The organism is Pseudomonas sp. 910_23 (genome assembly GCF_052850795.1).
The window spans coordinates 277,994-296,130 of sequence record NZ_VXCZ01000005.1 but is presented as its reverse complement, the minus strand read 5'-3'; the positions used below and the strand labels follow the sequence as shown (position 1 = coordinate 296,130).

The 18,137-nt window shown below is 59.1% G+C and carries 15 protein-coding genes; 8 read left to right on the top strand and 7 right to left on the bottom strand.

Going from position 1 to position 18,137, the window contains the following annotated elements; genetic code table 11:
- The first annotated feature begins 89 nt into the window (after nt 1–89).
- Nucleotides 90–641, top strand: a complete 552-nt coding sequence (locus FW800_RS08480; RefSeq protein WP_446437417.1) for a TetR/AcrR family transcriptional regulator — start codon at nt 90–92, stop codon at nt 639–641.
- A 56-nt stretch (nt 642–697) separates the two neighbouring features.
- The gene (locus FW800_RS08475; protein WP_032875113.1) at nt 698–1,177 is read left to right on the top strand and encodes a nuclear transport factor 2 family protein; all 480 of its coding nucleotides are present in this window, start codon (nt 698–700) and stop codon (nt 1,175–1,177) included.
- Nucleotides 1,178–1,239: 62 nt separating this feature from the next.
- Here the strand turns inward: FW800_RS08475 and FW800_RS08470 are convergent, their stop codons facing one another.
- Both FW800_RS08470 and FW800_RS08465 read right to left on the bottom strand, forming a co-directional pair.
- On the bottom strand, nt 1,240–2,397 hold the full coding sequence (locus FW800_RS08470; protein ID WP_248128759.1) for a PQQ-dependent sugar dehydrogenase: 1,158 nt from the start codon (nt 2,395–2,397) through the stop codon (nt 1,240–1,242).
- A 12-nt stretch (nt 2,398–2,409) separates the two neighbouring features.
- Nucleotides 2,410–2,724 carry a hypothetical protein gene (locus FW800_RS08465; protein WP_446437416.1) on the bottom strand — a complete coding sequence of 105 codons (315 nt, stop codon included), beginning with the start codon at nt 2,722–2,724 and terminating at the stop codon, nt 2,410–2,412.
- A 184-nt stretch (nt 2,725–2,908) separates the two neighbouring features.
- On the opposite strand from FW800_RS08465, the gene ku reads away from it, so the two are divergent.
- Both ku and ligD read left to right on the top strand, forming a co-directional pair.
- Complete coding sequence (gene ku / locus FW800_RS08460) at nt 2,909–3,748, top strand: non-homologous end joining protein Ku (RefSeq protein ID WP_446437415.1); 840 nt, start codon at nt 2,909–2,911, stop codon at nt 3,746–3,748.
- A gap of 24 nt (nt 3,749–3,772) precedes the next feature.
- Nucleotides 3,773–6,292 carry a DNA ligase D gene (ligD, locus tag FW800_RS08455; RefSeq protein ID WP_446437414.1) on the top strand — a complete coding sequence of 840 codons (2,520 nt, stop codon included), beginning with the start codon at nt 3,773–3,775 and terminating at the stop codon, nt 6,290–6,292.
- Nucleotides 6,293–6,311: 19 nt separating this feature from the next.
- Here the strand turns inward: ligD and lpxO are convergent, their stop codons facing one another.
- Nucleotides 6,312–7,211, bottom strand: a complete 900-nt coding sequence (gene lpxO / locus FW800_RS08450) for a lipid A hydroxylase LpxO (protein ID WP_032875099.1) — start codon at nt 7,209–7,211, stop codon at nt 6,312–6,314.
- A gap of 265 nt (nt 7,212–7,476) precedes the next feature.
- Nucleotides 7,477–8,814 carry a Wzz/FepE/Etk N-terminal domain-containing protein gene (locus FW800_RS08445; RefSeq protein WP_103735219.1) on the bottom strand — a complete coding sequence of 446 codons (1,338 nt, stop codon included), beginning with the start codon at nt 8,812–8,814 and terminating at the stop codon, nt 7,477–7,479.
- A gap of 338 nt (nt 8,815–9,152) precedes the next feature.
- On the opposite strand from FW800_RS08445, the gene FW800_RS08440 reads away from it, so the two are divergent.
- The gene (locus FW800_RS08440) at nt 9,153–9,539 is read left to right on the top strand and encodes a TIGR03067 domain-containing protein (protein WP_032875090.1); all 387 of its coding nucleotides are present in this window, start codon (nt 9,153–9,155) and stop codon (nt 9,537–9,539) included.
- A gap of 139 nt (nt 9,540–9,678) precedes the next feature.
- Here FW800_RS08440 and FW800_RS08435 read toward each other — a convergent pair whose 3' ends face one another.
- Complete coding sequence (locus FW800_RS08435) at nt 9,679–10,491, bottom strand: class I SAM-dependent methyltransferase (RefSeq protein ID WP_446437413.1); 813 nt, start codon at nt 10,489–10,491, stop codon at nt 9,679–9,681.
- A gap of 154 nt (nt 10,492–10,645) precedes the next feature.
- On the opposite strand from FW800_RS08435, the gene FW800_RS08430 reads away from it, so the two are divergent.
- Complete coding sequence (locus tag FW800_RS08430; RefSeq protein WP_446437412.1) at nt 10,646–11,881, top strand: MFS transporter; 1,236 nt, start codon at nt 10,646–10,648, stop codon at nt 11,879–11,881.
- A 44-nt stretch (nt 11,882–11,925) separates the two neighbouring features.
- Here the strand turns inward: FW800_RS08430 and FW800_RS08425 are convergent, their stop codons facing one another.
- Nucleotides 11,926–13,635 carry a polyurethane esterase gene (locus tag FW800_RS08425; RefSeq protein ID WP_446437411.1) on the bottom strand — a complete coding sequence of 570 codons (1,710 nt, stop codon included), beginning with the start codon at nt 13,633–13,635 and terminating at the stop codon, nt 11,926–11,928.
- A 341-nt stretch (nt 13,636–13,976) separates the two neighbouring features.
- Between FW800_RS08425 and FW800_RS08420 the strand changes: the two genes are divergently transcribed.
- On the top strand, nt 13,977–15,563 hold the full coding sequence (locus tag FW800_RS08420; protein WP_003191057.1) for an ABC-F family ATPase: 1,587 nt from the start codon (nt 13,977–13,979) through the stop codon (nt 15,561–15,563).
- Between the two features lie 178 nt (nt 15,564–15,741).
- Entirely contained in the window at nt 15,742–16,914 is a 1,173-nt protein-coding gene (locus FW800_RS08415; protein ID WP_446437410.1) for an MFS transporter, read from the top strand.
- Here the strand turns inward: FW800_RS08415 and FW800_RS08410 are convergent.
- Nucleotides 16,908–17,945, bottom strand: coding sequence for an alpha/beta hydrolase family protein (locus tag FW800_RS08410; RefSeq protein ID WP_078821435.1), 1,038 nt, complete (start codon nt 17,943–17,945; stop codon nt 16,908–16,910). The two genes, FW800_RS08415 and FW800_RS08410, sit on opposite strands and share 7 nt — an antisense overlap.
- Nucleotides 17,946–18,137 lie beyond the last annotated feature (192 nt).

Below are 18,137 nucleotides of genomic sequence, written 5' to 3'. Positions count from 1 at the left end.
AGCTTACACCATGGGGCTGCTCAGGTCTCGCCGTACGGCATGGAAAAAGCCGGTTGACCAAGAAGAACGATCGTTCTACTGTAATAAGCATGAACGACATAACCCGCGACATTATCCTCGACGTCACCGAAAAGCTGATCTATCGCCATGGCATCGCCGCCACCGGCATGGACTTGCTGGTAAGAACCGCTGGCGTATCGAGAAAAAGCATCTATCGCTATTTCGCCAACAAGGACGAGCTGGTGATTGCCGCCCTGCAGCGCCGCGACGAACGCTGGATGCAGTGGCTGCGCAGCGAAGTGGAACGCAGCGACAACAGCGGCGAGCGCCTGCTGGCGCTGTTCAGCGCCCTGAAAAGCTGGTTCGGTTCCGCGGATTTTCGCGGCTGCGCCTTTATCAATACCAGTGGCGAAACCGGCAACGCTCAAGATCCGGTACGCCTGCTGGCCAAGGCCCATAAACACAAACTGTTCGAGTACGCACTTGAACTGTGTCAAGCACATGGCACCCCCGACCCGCAACAGCAGGCCGCGCAACTGCTGATCCTGATCGATGGCGCCATTACCGTTGCCCTGATCATGGGTGATTCAACAGCTGCCGATAATGCGCAATGCATGGCGCGAACGTTATTGGGACTTTGAATTCTCGGAATTGGCAACTTCTATCATTCAACCCTATTGTTTTAAGGAACCACCCCATGTCAGCCAATGCACAAGCCCGCCCGCCCCTACCGCCCTTTACTCGCGAGTCAGCCATCGAAAAAGTCCGGCTGGCCGAAGACGGCTGGAACTCCCGCGACCCAGAACGGGTTTCCCTGGCCTACACCCTGGACACCCAGTGGCGTAACCGCGCCGAATTCGCCCACAACCGCGAAGAAGCCAGGCAGTTCCTGAGCCGTAAATGGGCCAGGGAACTGGATTATCGATTGATCAAGGAGTTGTGGGCGTTCACCGGCAACCGCATCGCCGTGCGCTATGCCTATGAGTGGCATGACGACTCCGGCAACTGGTTTCGTTCCTACGGAAATGAAAACTGGGAGTTCGATGAGAACGGCCTGATGGCCAACCGCTTTGCCTGCATCAACGATAAGCCGATCCAGGAAAGCGAACGCAAGTTCCACTGGCCGCTGGGGCGTCGCCCGGATGATCATCCGGGCTTGTCAGACCTAGGGCTGTAGCTCTCTTACCCTCTGTAGGAGCGAGCTTGCTCGCTCCTACAAAAAGCGATTACCGAAAGGCATCAGTCCTGATTCAGCCCGACCCGATACAACACTCCATTATCCTCATCCGTCAGCACATACAGAAACCCATCCGGCCCCTGCCGCACGTCACGAATTCGCGCTTTCAACTCGCCCAGCAAACGTTCCTCGTGAACGACCCTGTCACCCTCGAACTGCAACCGAATCAACTCCTGAGTGCCCAGCGCACCGATAAACAGATTGTGCTGCCACACCTTGAACCGGTCGGCGTCATAGAACGCCATGCCGCTGATGGCCGGGGACTTCTCCCAGACATGATGGGGCTGCACCGTGCCTTCTGCCGTTTTGCCCTTGGCTTCGGGAATCGGTAGCAGAGAGTAGTTGATGCCGTGGGTCGCCAGCGGCCACCCGTAGTTCTTGCCGCGCTCGATGATGTTCACTTCATCGCCCCCACGCGGCCCATGCTCGTTTTCCCAGATCGTGCCGCTCCACGGGTTCAGCGCCAGGCCCTGTGGGTTACGCTGGCCGTAGGACCAGATCTCGGGACGTACACCGGGTTGACCGACGAAGGGGTTGTCATCCGGTACGCGGCCATCTGGATAGATGCGCACAACTTTGCCTTGCAGCTTGTCCAGGTCCTGGGCGGTCGGGCGGTCGTTGTTCTCGCCCAGGGTCACGAACAGATAGCCGTCACGATCGAACGCCAGGCGCGAGCCGAAGTGGTTGCCGGTAGACAGCTTGGGCTCCTGGCGCAGGATCACCTTGAAGTCCTCCAGGCCGCTCATGTCAGCAGACAGGCGCCCGCGCCCCACAGCAGTTCCGGCTTTGCCATCCTGCCCGCCGCCTTCGGCGTACGACAGGTAGACCATACGGTCCTGCTTGAAGTCGGGTGACAACACCACATCCAGTAACCCGCCCTGCCCCTTGGCCCAGACTTGCGGCACCCCCTTCAACGGAGCGGAAAGCTTACCGTCGGGGCTGACAAATCGCAGGTACCCGGGAAGCTCGGTCACCAGGAAGCCCTGCTGATCCGGTAGAAACGCCAGCGCCCATGGATGATCCAGGCCTTTGGCGATCGGCGTGACGGTGATGCTGCCTTGCTCGCTGGGGAACTGCTGGCTATCGGCGGCATAAACGGTGGTCAGCGGCAGCAGCGTGGCGGCACAGACAGCCGCTAGCAGAGTTTTGCGTAGAAACATAAGGCGAAGTCCTTACCGGCGATTGCCGTTGGCATCATAGGTGGGTGCTTTGGTTTCGGTGGCCGGGCGACGGGGAGCTACGTCGCGCTTGGGATACGTATTGCCGATTCCGCGGTTTTCCACGGTCGGCCGAGGGCCGGTGGGCGCAGTCTGGATACCGCCGGCCGCAGGTGCATTGGGCTGAGTGCCCTGCATGCTATTGGGGTTGGCCCGGTGAATCGGGCTGTTATTGGTGTCGTATTGGCCCGGCAGGTTTTGCGCCTGGGCCCAAGGCGCCAGGGCCAGGCCCAGCGCAAGTACTGCAAGATAACGTACATAAGCATTCATGACGGAGCCTCTCTATGCCGAGTACTACGTGCTTTCGATAACACGCTACGCCATGGGTTCGGCTTGCGACACTAAATAGTTTCTCATCAGGTGTAACACGATCTGTCCGAGCATCTGCCCGCCGAAACTTTTGCCGCGGCCTGCGAGTCACCAGAACAGGCTCACTTTTTAAGGAATCGGAGTTATGCCACGGGCAATCTGGAAAGGCGCTATCAGTTTCGGTCTGGTTCATATCCCGGTGTCGCTGGTCTCGGCGACATCTTCCCAAGGCGTTGATTTCGACTGGCTGGACAAACGCAGCATGGACCCGGTCGGCTACAAGCGCATCAACAAAACCACGGGCAAGGAAGTCACCAAGGAACATATCGTCAAGGGCGTCGCCTTTGAGAAGGGCCGTTATGTGGTGCTCAGCGAAGATGAAATTCGCTCGGCCCATCCGAAATCGACCCAGACCATTGAGATCATCGCGTTTGTCGCCGCTGACCAGATCCCCCTGCAAAACATCGACACGCCCTACTTCCTGGCGCCGGACAAACGTGGCGGCAAGGTCTATGCACTGCTGCGCGAAACCCTGAAGAAAACCGGCAAGGTCGCCCTGGCCAATGTGGTGCTGCATACCAAACAGCACTTGGCCGCGTTGATGCCGCTCGAATCGGCCCTGGTACTGGTGATGCTGCGCTGGCCCGCAGAAGTGCGCAGCCTGGACGAGCTGGAACTCGGTGCCGATGTAACCAAACCGACCCTGGCCAAGGGTGAATTGGACATGGCCAAGCGCCTGGTGGAAGACATGAGTGCAGACTGGCAACCCGACGAGTACCGCGACAGCTTCCAGGACAAGATCATGGCGCTGGTGGCGAAAAAGGCCAAGGCCGGCAAGATCGAAGACGTGGAGTCGAGCCAAGACAGCGAAGAGCGCAAATCCGCCGACGTTATCGACCTGACCGAACTGCTTAAACGCAGCCTGGCGGGCAAACCCGCGGCGAAAAAGCCCGCCGCGAAGAAATCCAAAAAAAAGGCCTCTTGAGCCTGCCATTGACTGGAGCGCGACATGGCAAAGCCCCTGAGCGAATACAACCGCAAGCGCGATTTCAAGATCACCGCCGAACCCGCCGGCAGCTCACCCGCCAGCAAGCGGAAAGCCTCGGCGCTGAGCTTCGTGATTCAAAAGCATGATGCGCGCAACCTGCATTATGACTTTCGCCTGGAACTCGACGGCGTGCTGTTGAGCTGGGCGGTGCCCAAGGGCCCGAGCCTGGACCCAAGCCAGAAGCGCCTGGCGGTCCACGTTGAAGACCACCCCCTGAGCTATGGCGGTTTCGAGGGCAGCATCCCAGCCGGCCAATATGGCGCAGGCGATGTCATTGTGTGGGACCGAGGTATCTGGCAACCCCATGACGAGCCGCGCAAAGCCTATGCGGCCGGCAAGCTCAAGTTCACGCTGGTGGGCGAAAAACTCGCTGGGGATTGGACCCTGGTACGCACCCGACTCAAGGGTAGTGGCGACAAGGAGCAGTGGCTACTGATCAAGGAAAAAGACCAGCAGGCACGCCCCGCTTCTGAATACGATATTGTCGACGCCGAGCCTGCCAGCGTGCTCAGCGATGCGGTGGTCGGCACGCCCAAGGCCAAGGTCCCAGTCAAAAAAAAGGCAGCGCCAAAGGCCAAGGCCCGCACGCAAGTGAGCGCCATACCCGAAGAATTTGCCCCGCAATTGGCGACCTTGGTCGATCGCGCCCCCGAGGGCGATTGGAGCTACGAGATCAAGTTCGACGGTTATCGCATTCTCGCGCGCATCCATGACGGTGAAGTGCGCCTGTTCACTCGCAACGGCCACGACTGGACCGAACGCCTGCCGCGCCAGGCCAAAGCCTTGCAAGCCCTCAAGCTCAAGGACAGCTGGCTGGATGGCGAAGTGGTCAGCCTCAACGGCGACGGGTTGCCGGATTTCCAGGCGTTGCAGAATGCCTTCGATATCGGCCGCAGCCTGGACATCGTCTATTACCTGTTTGATGCCCCCTTCCTGAACGGCCGTGATCAACGCGAAGATCCGGTCGAGGAGCGTCGGGCTGCGCTTAAAGCTGCGCTCGCCGGCAGCAAAAGCAAACTGCTGCGTTTCTCCGAAGCCTTTGCCGCCAACCACCGCGATATTTTCGAAAGCGCCTGCGACCTGGCGCTCGAAGGCGTGATCGGCAAGCGTGCAGGCAGCCCCTATGTGTCCCGCCGCAGTGCTGACTGGATCAAGCTCAAATGCCGCCTGCGCCAGGAGTTTGTGATTGTTGGCTACACCCGCCCTCAGGGTTCGCGCAGCGGGTTTGGCGCGCTGCTGCTGGCCGTCAACGATGAAACCGGGCTGGTATATGCCGGGCGTGTGGGCACCGGATTTGATCAGGCCACTTTGAAATCCATCTACGCCAAGCTCACGCCATTGGAGCGCAAGGACTCGCCCTTGCAAAAGCCTTTGACCAGCACCCAGGCCCGTGGCGTGCATTGGGTCGAGCCGCGCCTGGTGGGTGAAGTGCAATTCGCCGAATGGACGCGTGAAGGCGTGGTGCGCCAGGCGGCCTTTGTGGGGCTGCGCACTGATAAGCCTGCGTCGCAGATCATTCATGAACAGCCGCGTGCGGCAAAGTCGGTCAATGCCTCGAAGAAGCAGAAAACCGATAAAGCCGACAACGCGGTGAAGAACGTGAAAATCACCCACCCCGATCGCATTATCGACAAGCACAGTGGCACGCAAAAACAGCAATTGGCGCAGTTCTACGCCGACATCAGCGAATGGATCCTGCCGTTCCTGCGTGGTCGCCCTGTGTCGCTGCTGCGCGCACCCGAAGGCATCGAAGGGGAGCAGTTTTTTCAGAAGCACTCCGAACGCCTGGCAATTCCCCACATCAAGCAACTGGATCAGGCCCTGGATCCCGGTCATGCACGCCTGATGGAGGTAGACAGCGCAGAGGCGCTGGCCGGCGCCGTGCAAATGGGCACTGTCGAGTTGCATACCTGGGGCGCCACTACGGGCAAGATTGAAACCCCTGACCTGTTCGTCCTGGACCTCGACCCGGACCCGGCCCTGCCTTGGAAATCCATGCTGGAAGCGGCCGAACTGACCCTGTCGGTGCTGGATGAGCTGGGCTTGCAAGCCTTCGTCAAGACCAGCGGCGGGAAAGGTCTGCACCTGATCGTGCCGCTGGCCCGGCGTGATGGCTGGGACGCCGTCAAGGCATTCGCCAAGGCCATCGCCCAATTTATGAGCCAGCAACTGCCCGAACGCTTTACCGCCACCAGCGGCCCTAAAAACCGTGTGGGCAAGATCTTTATCGACTACCTGCGCAACGCCCGTGGCGCCAGCACTGTGGCGGCATACTCCGTGCGTGCACGGCCGGGTCTGCCGGTATCGGTGCCGGTCAGTCGGGAAGAATTGAAAGGATTGCGCGGGGCCCAGCAGTGGACGGTGGCGAACCTGCATGAGCGTCTGCAGGGGTTGAAGGGCGACCCATGGGCCGGCTATGCCAATCGGCAGAAAATCGGCAAGAAGATGTGGGACAAGCTGGGCGCAAAACCACCGCAGTGATTCGCGCCCGGCACAGGGTTCAGATAAGAATGAAGATCAGCGCCAGACCGGCAAAGATCGCCCATTTTTCCAGGTAGTAGCGTGTGCGGTTGCGCTTTTTGAGCTCTTTGCCGCGCAGGCGGATCTTGTACAAGCGGGTAAAGGCGCGGTTGAGGCCGCCGGTCTTGTCGCCATCATCATTGGGCGAGCCTGCAGCGGCCATTACATTGCGGCTGAACCAACGGTTGAATGCCGCCGCCCAGCGGTACTTCATCGGGCGTTCGATATCGCAGAACAGAATGATGCGGTTCTGCTGGGTGGTGTTTTCTGCGTAGTGAATGTAGGTCTCGTCGAACATCACCGGCTCGCCGTCGCGCCAGTAATAGCTCTCGCCATCCACATTGATGTAGCACCCTGGGTCGTTGGGCGTATCGAGCCCCAGGTGATACCGATAGGAGCCCGCGTAGGGGTCACGGTGGCGCACCAGCTTGGAGCCCGGTGGCAGTTCGGCGAACATCGCGGCCTTGATCGAGCCGATCCCTTGCACCAACTCGGTGGTGCGCGGGCACAGCTTCATCGCCGAAGGGTGGCTGTCGCCATACCACTTGAGGTAAAAGCGCTTCCAGCCCGACTTGAAAAACGAGTTGAAACCCACGTCGTTGTACTGATCCGAACGTTTGATCTCCCCGGCCCGCATCAGGTTCTGGCCTTCCTCGCGGATCTCTTGCCAATGTTCCTGCAGGGGGCTCAGGTCTGGAAAATCGCTGGGCGACAGATAGGGACGGCTGGGCTGCTTGGAGAACAAGTACAGGAAACAGTTGATCGGCGCCAGGAACGTCGAGTGATCGCTAAGCTGGCGACCCAGCTTGTGTCGCACCCGACCACGCAGGTGTACATACGCAATGGAGGCAACGTAGAGAGCAACAATGATGAGTTTCAAGGGATTCGTCACAAGTCAGGGAGAGAACAGGCTGCTCCTGCGGGCCCACAACGGCCGAGGATGGATATGCAGCACCTGAAATCACAATTCACGTACAGGTGACACGGCAGGCTGGGCGACCTTGCGGCGTGTAACCATTGGCCGTTATTTAGCCATACTTTGTAACCAAAGGTTAACTAAGAATTGTGAAAAGCTGTCTACTGAGTGTGCTGGGGATGGAAACAGGCGGGCGTTCCCGCCCACCTGCCTAAAGGTTTTGCTGAAATTATTGCGGGGTGTCCTTAATCTCGCGGCGGGGCAAACTGCCGTCTCCCAACGCCGTAAAGGGTACGGCCTGGCTACGGCTGCGGATGAAGTAGCGAATCAGCGCGATCATGAGTCCCACCAACAGGCCGCCCACCAGACTCAAAGCAATGATCAGCGATTTTTTCGGCTTGATCGGCGCCAGAGGCTCTTGGGCGCGGCGGTCGACCGTTACCAGCTTGAGGTTGCTCATGTCGATGTTCAAGCCACGCAGCCTGGCAACTTCAGCACGAAGCGGCTCGACGTCCTGCAGGAATATGTCCTCATTGCCGCGCTTGCGCAGCACCTCGACTTCGCGGTTGCTTTCGAGCAGTTGCAAATCCTTGCCGATCTCGGCAATTCGCGGGTTGGTGAAGTCATCGCTGGTGCGCTGTTGCAGCGCAGCGCGCTCGGCTTCCAGAGCCTCGGTGCCCATGAAGTACAGCGGGATCTTCTGATTGTTCACCTCTGTGCGCATGACCTGGCTCGACCCACTGCGCGTGGAGTCCGCCATGGAAGATGGTGTCGTCGGGGTGCGGATGCCCATGGACTTGGCAATGGCGATGGCTTCCGCCAGCTCGGCCAGGCGATTGGTACGCTCCATCTTCATCTGCAAGCGCAGCGCGCTGAGCTCATCCTGCAACTGGGCACGCTTGAGTCGGTCAGCCTCGAGCAACTTGGCGATCTTGGATTCCTTTTCCGTATCGTAGTTGTCACGGGCGGCGTCGATCTTGCCTTTGAGTTCGCTCAAGCGGTTATTGACGATCACCTTGAGGTCGGCGCCAACCTGCTGACGCTCGGCGGCGATGGCGTAGTCTACAAAGCCGTTGAGGATCGCGACACCATCAACGTCTGTCGGGTATTGCAGTTCCAAGCGAATATAGCTGCTCAGCGAGTCTGATTTCTTCGGGTCCGGCAAGATCAGGTTGACAGAGTTTCGATTGAACGCCTCAAAGCTTTGCTCAAGGCTCTGCCCCGGCTTCTTGAACGCCTTGAACAATTCCTCGTGTTCCTTGAAAAATCCCAAGCGCGCCTCGTAAGAGTCTAACTGTGCTCCCACTTTCATCAGGGCGTCAGCGGGAGGCAACTTATAGACTTCCGAACGGTTCAACGCATCCAGTTCATTGATTGCCGCAGGCCGCAGCACACTGCTGACTTCATAAGTCTTGGGTGCCAGGAACGCGTACCCTGCCCCTAATACGCCCACCAGAAGCGTACATCCGACTACCAGCTTTTTTTGTCGCCAGATGGCGTGAAACAATTCAAACAAGTCAATTTCATCAGACGCTACGGAGGGCGGGAGCGGGGAAGTGCGATTCAAAATAAGAACACCTTAAAATAATACTAAAAGGCCATCATTCTCAGAAGCCTGAATGGCTTCAAAAATCAGGGACAACGCCCTGGATACGCCGGACCGGTGGCGATGTGACCACTTAGCCAGCCGAAATATCCCACATTTCCAAGGATTATTTCGGTTTTATATCGAGGAGTAGTACAAATGGCGCAGCATTGTCGGACTTGCGCGCTTGCAAGCATAGTCAATAGAACATCAAAATGCTGTCAAATAGCTGTCTTCTAAAGAAAAAACTTATCCGCCTACATCGTGGTTGCGTACCTGATGCAACGGGGCGCTTCCCTGATCAGCAATAAGGAATTTGCATGCTGTCTGTTTCAACTCTCGATTTACGCGGCTTACAAGGCACCTGGGAGCAGACTGCCCTTGAAGACAGTGGCATCCTCAACCCCGCCGACGCCCACAGTGCGCCAGGGGCTATTACCACCATCACGGGCGATTGCTTCGAAGTGACCACCGTCAATGGTGATCAACTGCTGGCGGGCCGTTTTTTCCTGGATGCCAGTACCACGCCCAAAAGCATTACCTGGATTGACGCTATCGGCGATGACGCGGGCAAGCAGCTTCCCGCCAGTTACCGGCTCGACGGCGATGATTTCGTATTTATCGCAGCGGATGAAGGCATGCCCAGGCCCACCGTATTCAGCACCGGCCCTGGGCAAACCATGCGCACCTTCGTGCGGCGCTCGTGATCGGTGCGTTTATCCGATTTGATCACGGCATTTTCACACGTTCTTCACTTTCCGGCAGATAGGGTTACATATACCTACTCCAGTGAATCCCTTGGCCCGCCTCTCCTCGCGGGCTTTTTTTTGTGCGCTGTGAACTTGATCAGTCGTTACGTTTGGTCGCCGTCAGGGTAAAGCACAGGGGTAACTGCGCGACCTGATGCTCATATTGATCGTAAAGTTCTTCCCGGTTGGAATGCGGGTATTCCTGCAAGTGATCGATCTGAAGGTGTGCCGTGATTGCCCCGCTGACGACACTGCCCAGGGTGTGTACATACCAATAGGACGTCGGCCCGGCCTGCTCGCCCTGCCCTTCATAGACAATGGCCTCTTGCAAGACAAACGGCTCGCGCTGAAAGTAAGAACTGTCAGGCAACAGCGGGTTGGCGGCACGGGGGTCGAAAACCTCCAGGAATGGATGGGTTTCGTACACCACCAAAGTACCGCCTGGCTTCAGCACACTGGCAACATGCTTCATGAACAGCGCCACATCAGGCATCCAGCCCAGCACACCAATGGTCACCAAGGCGACATCGAACCGAGCATGTAACCGCTCGGGTAAATGGTGGATATCGGTCAATATGAATTCAGGGTTATGGGACGAGACTGCCGCCAGTTCCAGAGCCTGCTCGATAAACGCCCGGGATTGATCGACCCCCACCACCGAGCGCGCGCCCAAGCCATACAATGACAGGGACTCGCGCCCGTTGTTGCAGCACAACTGCACGACGTCTTTGCCCGCCACACCTACCTCATGCAGCAACGCGGTGATAGTGGGGTCAAGGCAGGAAAAGTCAGGTTCGGCCACCGAGGCCAGTAGCTCCCTCCAGGCCGCCGTGTCTTTGTGCAACCGGGCCGATTCGTCCCAAGCGTTTTTATTGCTGGCAATCGCCTCTTGCGCTGAGGGCATGTCCATTGCGTCTCCAGAAAGTCAATACAGCGGGCTTAGGAACATAAGCCAAATATCTGCCAGATAAAACCCGCAGCCCCAGCGAAACTTATGGCCAAGCCTACCGGTCATTAAGCCATCGCGTGTTCAGCCCTTGAACGCCGCTCTTGAAGGTCGCACTGTGGCCCATCATTCAGATCTGCGTACCACCCTTTCCCTGGACAGCCTGAACTTCTTCCTCGCGGATGTTCGCGACGGTCTCGGGCCGTACCTGGCGATCTACCTGCTGGCGGTCCATAAATGGGACCCGGCCAGTATCGGCGTAGTCATGACCCTGGCCGGTATCGCCGCCTTGATCACCCAGGGCCCGGCGGGTGCGCTGATCGACCGAACCCGCAGCAAGCGTGCAGTCATCGCGATTGCCGCGCTGCTGGTCACCGGCAGTTGCCTGATACTGCCCTTCGTCAGTTCATTTGGCTGGGTGGCGCTGACCCAGGCCGCCAGCGCCGTTGCCGCATCGGTATTCGCCCCGGCCATTTCTGCCATCTCCCTTGGTATTACCGGCCCCCGAGCTTTCACTCGGCGTACCGGGCGCAACGAAACCTTCAACCACGCCGGCAACGCCGTGGCCGCACTGCTGGCCGGGGGCCTGGCGTATCTGTATGGGCCTGTGGTGGTGTTTTACCTGATGGCGTTTATGGCAGTCGCCAGTGTCATTGCGGTCAGTTGTGTTTCTGGCAAGGCGATTGATCATGAGGTGGCCCGTGGCTTCGATCCCGCCCATCACAGCGACCATGAGCAGCCATCGGGCCTGACCGTCTTGCTGGCTAACCGCCCGTTGCTGCTGTTCGCCGTCTGCTGCGCGCTGTTTCACCTGGCCAATGCCGCGATGCTTCCACTGGTCAGCCAGAAGCTGGCGCAGATCAACCTGCAGATGGCCACGCCCCTGACCTCAGCCTGCATTGTCGCCGCACAGTTGGTCATGGTCCCGATCGCCTGGCTGGTCGGGCTCAAGGCAGATATCTGGGGGCGCAAGCCGCTGTTGCTGGCCGGCTTTCTGATCCTGCCGCTGCGTGGCGTGCTGTATACCCTGTCCAGCGATCCGTATTGGCTGGTGGCGGTGCAGATGCTTGACGGTATCGGCGCGGGTATTTTCGGCGCGTTGTTCCCGGTCATCGTCAAAGACCTGACCCAAGGCACCGGGCGTTTCAATGTAAGTCTGGGTGCCCTTTCCACTGTGTTCGGCCTCGGCGCGGCGCTAAGCAGCAGCCTGGCCGGCTTCGTGGTGCAACAGGCCGGCTATAACGCAGCCTTTCTGACCTTGGCGGGCGTGGCGGGCGTGGCGTTGCTGCTGTTGTGGCTGGCGATGCCGGAAACCCTGGCAAAACCCAGCCTGCAGGTGCCGGTAATGGGCTGAAGCAGAACACCCCAGTCATCCAAGGTGCTCTGCCCCGCCTGCGTTCAGGAAATAAAGATGCCTGCGCCATTCAACTGAGTCATGTTCACACCCATTAACATCACCGAGTTGTCACCAAAGGCCAGCACGGTGTTGTCCTCGAACGTCGAGGCATAAGAGCGGTAATCGTAATCCTGGCCCAGGCCAGCCATACCCATGAACACCAGCTTATCGCTGGCCTGGTAACCCTGGATCCGGTCGTTGCCGAAGATGCCGTCGAACAGGAAGGTATTACTGCCACCGCCTGCAACCATCAGGTCATTGCCGGTGCCGCCGACAAATACGTCATTACCCGGGCCTCCGATCAGGTGATCGTCGCCGCCCAAGCCGAACAGCCAATCACCCGTAGCATGAGCGGTGAGGACATTGTCATGCGCATCTCCGTTGGTAGAGGCCGCGTAGTGCGTCAGGTCGTTACCGGCCAGCAGGCCATCGCCGGTCACCTTATAAGTGATGTCATTGGAGCCCCAAGGGATTGAAGTCCACGGTATATAGGCCGTTTCTTTGCTGACCAATGCGCCGATATCCCGGGTCATACTGATACCGCCATAGGCGTCGTTGACATACAACGTGCCATCGCCGTCATTGGCAAAGCTGAAGGCGCCCAGTGGCTTTTGCAGTTCGAAGACGTTATTGCCCTGCCCCCCCAGCAGGATGTTGTAGCCGCCGTCATCGCGGAAACGATCATCACCTGCGCCCCCCTCCAGGAAGTCATTGCCCGCTCCGCCTTTGAGTAGGTCGTTGCCCTCGGTACCGAAGATGAAGGTATTGCCGGTGTGTTTTTCGGCGTAGCGGTTCAGGTCTTGCACCCAGGTGGTTTCACGCGTGGCCTCGCTGAGGCTGGAGACTACGATGGTCGAATCTTTGCTGGTCAGGTCGTAGAAATCCGAGGAGGCGATACGTTTCATGCCTTGGATGTAACCGTCCAGGGAGTGAGCCTTGGCGCCTTCCCAGTTGAGGGCATTGGGTAAATGCGCCCAGACCGAGGCGTAGTTATCGGTAAAGCTGACCAGGTTATTGGCCGCCGAATCCCAAACGCTATCGTTACCCCAGCGCAATGCCGACGTATTGATGCCTTCGCCATCAATGGCCTTGAACACCAGGTCATTCTCATAGCCGATATTCAAGATCCGAGTGTCACCCGAACGCTGTGTGGGGGAGGCAAAGGTGACATAGTTGGCATCCTCGAAGAAGCCGCCCCAATGATCATGGCTCAAGGTCGCCAAGCTGTTGGCCCCGAGTGCGCCGAGGCTATGGCCGGTGACCAGGATATCCTTGCCGGTCAAGCCCTGGCTCCTGGCGTAGCTGGCGACGTTCTCCAATAAACCACTGAACGCGAACTGAGCATAATGGGCGGCGTATCCGGGTACGGCGGCAGCAGCCAGATCGCTGGCGACGTCGCCCAATCCATCCCAGGACAAGCCAAAGGACGTCCCACGAAAGGCAACCCCCATGGCGATCAGCTTACCCACGCCATCGTACTGCCCCACAATCTTGACGTTGGCGGAGGGAGCCAATACCGTCTCGCCCCAAAAGGTGCCGTACTCGTCGACTTTCTGCGTCACCCCCAGTGCTTGCGCACCGATAGGCGCCCAACCGCCAGCGGTCAGCAGTTGGCCGCTGGCGTCATAAGCGTAATCGGACAAGGCCAAAGCGTCGTTCAACAGCGCCTTGGCCTTCTGGCCCTTCATGCTCTTGTAATCGAAAACCCCCATACCCATTGCCCCTTTTCAGATGACTTTTGATGTGGCCTCAGTGCCCATGGCCGGGACAGATTGGTGATGGACGGGAAAAGACTGTCAATCGTTACCTAAAAAATGAATACCTGCCCGCCGGCCCGAGCTTTGGTTTCAGCGCTTCGAATCACGCAAGGCGCGGAACATCGTCGTCGACTGCCATACAACTGTCGCCTCACATATGCGACAATGCGCGCCAAATTCCAACACACATCCCAAATTTTCCGCTCAGCGACCGGGTTTCGCGCCTTGATGTCGCTGTTGACGCATGCCTGAAGGCACCTGCCGTCACGCTCGCAACCCATTGATAGGTAAAGTAATTGATCTCCACAGCTAACATCACCATGCAGTTCGGCGCCAAGCCGCTCTTCGAGAACGTCTCGGTCAAGTTCGGCGCCGGCAACCGCTATGGTTTGATCGGGGCCAACGGTTGCGGCAAGTCGACCTTCATGAAAATCCTCGGTGGCGACCTCGACCCGTCCGGCGGCCAGGTCATGCTGGAGCCGAATGTGCGCCTGGGTAAACTGCGCCAGGACCAGTTCGCCTACGAAGAATTCACCGTGCTCGACACCGTGATCATGGGCCACGAGGAGCTGTGGAAGGTCAAGGCCGAGCGCGACCGTATCTACTCGCTGCCGGAAATGAGCGAAGAAGACGGCATGGCCGTGGCCGAGCTGGAAACCGAGTTCGCCGAAATGGACGGCTACACCGCCGAATCCCGCGCCGGTGAGTTGTTGCTGGGCCTGGGGATTCCCCTGGAGCAGCATTTCGGCCCGATGAGCGAAGTGTCCCCAGGCTGGAAACTGCGTGTATTGCTGGCTCAGGCGCTGTTCTCGGACCCTGAAGTGCTGTTGCTCGACGAACCGACCAACCACCTGGACATCAATACCATCCGCTGGCTGGAAAACATCCTCACCCAGCGCTCCAGCCTGATGATCATCATCTCTCACGACCGTCACTTCCTGAACAGCGTGTGCACCCACATGGCTGACCTGGACTACGGCGAGCTGCGCCTGTTCCCGGGCAACTACGACGAGTACATGACCGTGGCGACGCAGTCCCGCGAGCAGTTGCTGTCGGACAACGCCAAGAAGAAAGCGCAGATCTCCGAACTGCAATCCTTCGTCAGCCGCTTCTCGGCCAACGCCTCCAAAGCCAAGCAGGCCACGTCCCGTGCCAAGGCGATCGACAAGATCCAACTGGCCGAAGTCAAGCCGTCGAGTCGTGTGAGCCCGTTCATCCGTTTCGAGCAAAACAAAAAGCTGCACCGCCAGGCGGTCATGGTCGAAAAGATGGCCAAAGGCTTTGACGGCAAGCCGCTGTTCAAGGACTTCAGCTTCCAGGTTGAAGCTGGCGAGCGCGTGGCAATCATCGGCCCTAACGGTATCGGCAAGACCACCCTGCTGCGCACCCTGGTCAACGAACTGACCCCGGATGCCGGCAGCATCAAGTGGACCGACGCCGCCGAACTGGGCTACTACGCCCAGGACCACGCCCACGACTTCGAAGACGACGTGAGCCTGTTCGACTGGATGGGCCAGTGGACCCAAGGCGAACAAATGATCCGTGGCACTCTGGGCCGCATGTTGTTCTCCAACGACGAAATCCAGAAGTCGGTCAAAGTGATCTCCGGTGGTGAGCAAGGCCGCATGTTGTTCGGCAAGCTGATCCTGCAAAAGCCGAACGTGCTGATCATGGACGAACCGACCAACCACTTGGACATGGAATCCATCGAGGCGCTGAACCTGGCACTGGAAAACTACCCGGGCACGCTGATCTTCGTCAGCCACGACCGCGAGTTCGTATCGTCTTTGGCCACCCGCATCATCGAGTTGAGCCCAAGCGGCGTGATCGACTTCAGCGGCACCTATGACGACTACCTGCGTAGCCAGGGTGTGGTGTTCTAAGAACGCCCTCAGCTTCCAGGGCAGTCAGATCCAAATGTGGGAGGGGGCTTGCTCCCGATAGCAGTGTTTCAGTCAATAGATCTGTTGGCTGACACTCCGCTATCGGGAGCAAGCCCCCTCCCACATTGGTTAGAGCAGTGGCATCATGGCCGTACCGCCCGCCAGCGATCGAGTACCCATGCCTGCCGCCCCCTCCTCCCTGTCGATCACCCTGCAGATCGTCTCCATCGTGTTCTACACCTTCATAGCCTTTATCTGCATCGGCCTGCCGATTGCGGTGATTCCAGGCTATGTGCACGAACAACTGGGTTTCAGCGCAGTTATCGCCGGGGTCACCATCGGTTCGCAATACCTGGCCACGTTACTCAGCCGCCCAATGGCCGGGCGGATGTCGGACAACGTCGGCACCAAGCGTGCGATCGTGCTGGGCCTGGCCGGCATCCTGATCAGCGGCGTGCTGACCTTTATCGCCACCCTGGTGGACAGCCTGCCAGCCTTGAGCCTGGGCATTCTGATCGTCGGTCGCCTGTTGCTGGGCGTGGCCCAGGGCCTGATTGGCGTGGGCACCATCAGTTGGTGCATGGGCGCGGTGGGGACTGAACACACGGCCCGCTCGATCTCCTGGAATGGCATCGCCTCCTACGGTGCCATTGCCGTTGGTGCGCCGGTCGGCGTGGTGATGGTGGCGGAATATGGCTATACCAGCCTGGGAATTGCCCTGTCGGTGCTGGCGGGGTTGGGGCTGGTGCTGATCCGCAATAAACCGTCGGTGCCGGTGGTGCGCGGTGAGCGGCTGCCGTTCTGGGCAGTGTTCGGGCGAATCGCACCGTTCGGCACCAGCCTGTGCCTGGCGTCGATTGGCTACGGCACGCTGACGACCTTCATTACCCTGTACTACCTCAATCGTGGCTGGAGCGGCGCGGCGTATTGCCTGACGGTATTTGGCGCGTGTTTTATTCTCTCGCGCCTGATGTTCATTTCTGCCATCAGCCGGTTTGGCGGGTTTACCGCCGCCATCGCCTGCATGAGCATCGAAATCCTGGGCCTGACGCTGCTGTGGCTGGCGCCGTCCACCGGCGTCGCCTTGATCGGTGCCGGGCTGACCGGCTTTGGCCTGTCGCTGGTGTACCCGGCGCTGGGGGTTGAAGCCATCAAGCAAGTGCCGGACAGCAGCCGAGGTGCGGGGCTGAGTGCCTATGCGGTGTTTTTCGACCTGGCGCTGGCGATTGCCGGGCCGTTGATGGGGGCCGTGGCGTTGAACCTCGGCTACGGCTGGATCTTCTTCTGTGCCGCGTTGCTGTCGGTCAGCGCACTCGCCCTGACCGTACTGCTCAGGCGCCGCGCCTACTGATCAGCGGTCTGCAGGCCGGCACGCGTCGCCTCACCGAGGGTCCGGCTGAAAAAGCGCCCGGCCTCGGAGACCATATCGCGGTGAATACCTTCGCGGTCGACGCCATCGGCATCGGTGCAGATGCCTGGCATTGTCGCCAGTTGATCGCTGTCGCATGGCGCCATGAATACAAAGTGCCCTGCTCCGGCCAACAGCTTGAAGTCCGGTGGCTCTGGGAGCTTACGCGCCAGGGCGGCAGCGTTTTTGTCCACCGCCACCAACTGGTCGCCGTCGCCACTGTAGAGCAACACCGGCACGTGCACATCGGCCAGAGTGTGGCGGCCGAACATCAGGCTCAGTGGCGCCATCAGCATCAAGGCATGGATGCGTGGGTCGGCTTGGGGCTGCAAGTCGTCGCGGTCGACCACCAACTCGCCCTTGGTGGTGCAGGCATCACGGTCCTCGGGGCGTTGTTGGCAGTAACGGCGCAGGCGCTCGAAATCCGGCTTGGCGCCCGCCAGGATCAGCGCGGTTTCGCCACCGGCTGAATAACCGATGACACCAATCTGATCGACATCCACAAAGGGCGACAGCATGGGATCAGCCAGGGTCGCGGTGATCGCCTGGGAGATCTGGATCGGCCGGCCATACAGATTACTCACAGTGCCCAGGCGGCTGTGGTCCTTATAGTTGTCGCCGGGGTGCAGGACCGCCACCACCACAAATCCCTTGCGCGCCAGTGACGTGGCCAGATCATGCAAGGCCAGGGGCGTGCCGGTATTGCCATGGGACAGCATCAGCATGGGAAAACGGCCGATGGCAACCTTGGCGTCTTCACCGGCCGCGACCTGATAGGCGCCCAGTGGCGTGGTGCGTTCGGTGTCAGTGGAAGGGTAAAACGCAATGGCCTTCATCGGCTGCGAATCCAGCGGGTCGAGCACGCTCATGCGATGAAACCCCACACTCCAATGCGGGTGCGGTGCCGGTGCAGCGTGCACTGAAAGCAGGCCGCCAAACAGGGACAGAATCAAAACAGCACCAAGACGCATCATGGGGATGTCCACCTTTGCTGCGTAAGAACCGGCATGTCGAATAAAAGTCCAGGTATCGGATCCCTATCTGCATAACCTCTGCATAACCTGGGCCACAAACGAAAAAACTCCGTACTCCGCTCGCGTTCAGGCGATCAGAATACAGAGTTTAGGCGCCCGGCTTCAGAATGAAACCGGGCAACGGCTTAATTT

Excerpts from the sequence above, each read along its gene's own strand:
- FW800_RS08480 (WP_446437417.1), top strand. The coding sequence starts at position 90 with ATGAACGACATAACCCGCGACATTATCCTCGACGTCACCGAAAAGCTG.
- FW800_RS08475 (WP_032875113.1), top strand. The coding sequence starts at position 698 with ATGTCAGCCAATGCACAAGCCCGCCCGCCCCTACCGCCCTTTACTCGC.
- FW800_RS08470 (WP_248128759.1), bottom strand. The coding sequence starts at position 2,397 with ATGTTTCTACGCAAAACTCTGCTAGCGGCTGTCTGTGCCGCCACGCTG.
- FW800_RS08465 (WP_446437416.1), bottom strand. The coding sequence starts at position 2,724 with ATGAATGCTTATGTACGTTATCTTGCAGTACTTGCGCTGGGCCTGGCC.
- ku (WP_446437415.1), top strand. The coding sequence starts at position 2,909 with ATGCCACGGGCAATCTGGAAAGGCGCTATCAGTTTCGGTCTGGTTCAT.
- ligD (WP_446437414.1), top strand. The coding sequence starts at position 3,773 with ATGGCAAAGCCCCTGAGCGAATACAACCGCAAGCGCGATTTCAAGATC.
- FW800_RS08440 (WP_032875090.1), top strand. The coding sequence starts at position 9,153 with ATGCTGTCTGTTTCAACTCTCGATTTACGCGGCTTACAAGGCACCTGG.
- FW800_RS08435 (WP_446437413.1), bottom strand. The coding sequence starts at position 10,491 with ATGGACATGCCCTCAGCGCAAGAGGCGATTGCCAGCAATAAAAACGCT.
- FW800_RS08425 (WP_446437411.1), bottom strand. The coding sequence starts at position 13,635 with ATGGGGGTTTTCGATTACAAGAGCATGAAGGGCCAGAAGGCCAAGGCG.
- FW800_RS08415 (WP_446437410.1), top strand. The coding sequence starts at position 15,742 with ATGCCTGCCGCCCCCTCCTCCCTGTCGATCACCCTGCAGATCGTCTCC.
- FW800_RS08410 (WP_078821435.1), bottom strand. The coding sequence starts at position 17,945 with ATGATGCGTCTTGGTGCTGTTTTGATTCTGTCCCTGTTTGGCGGCCTG.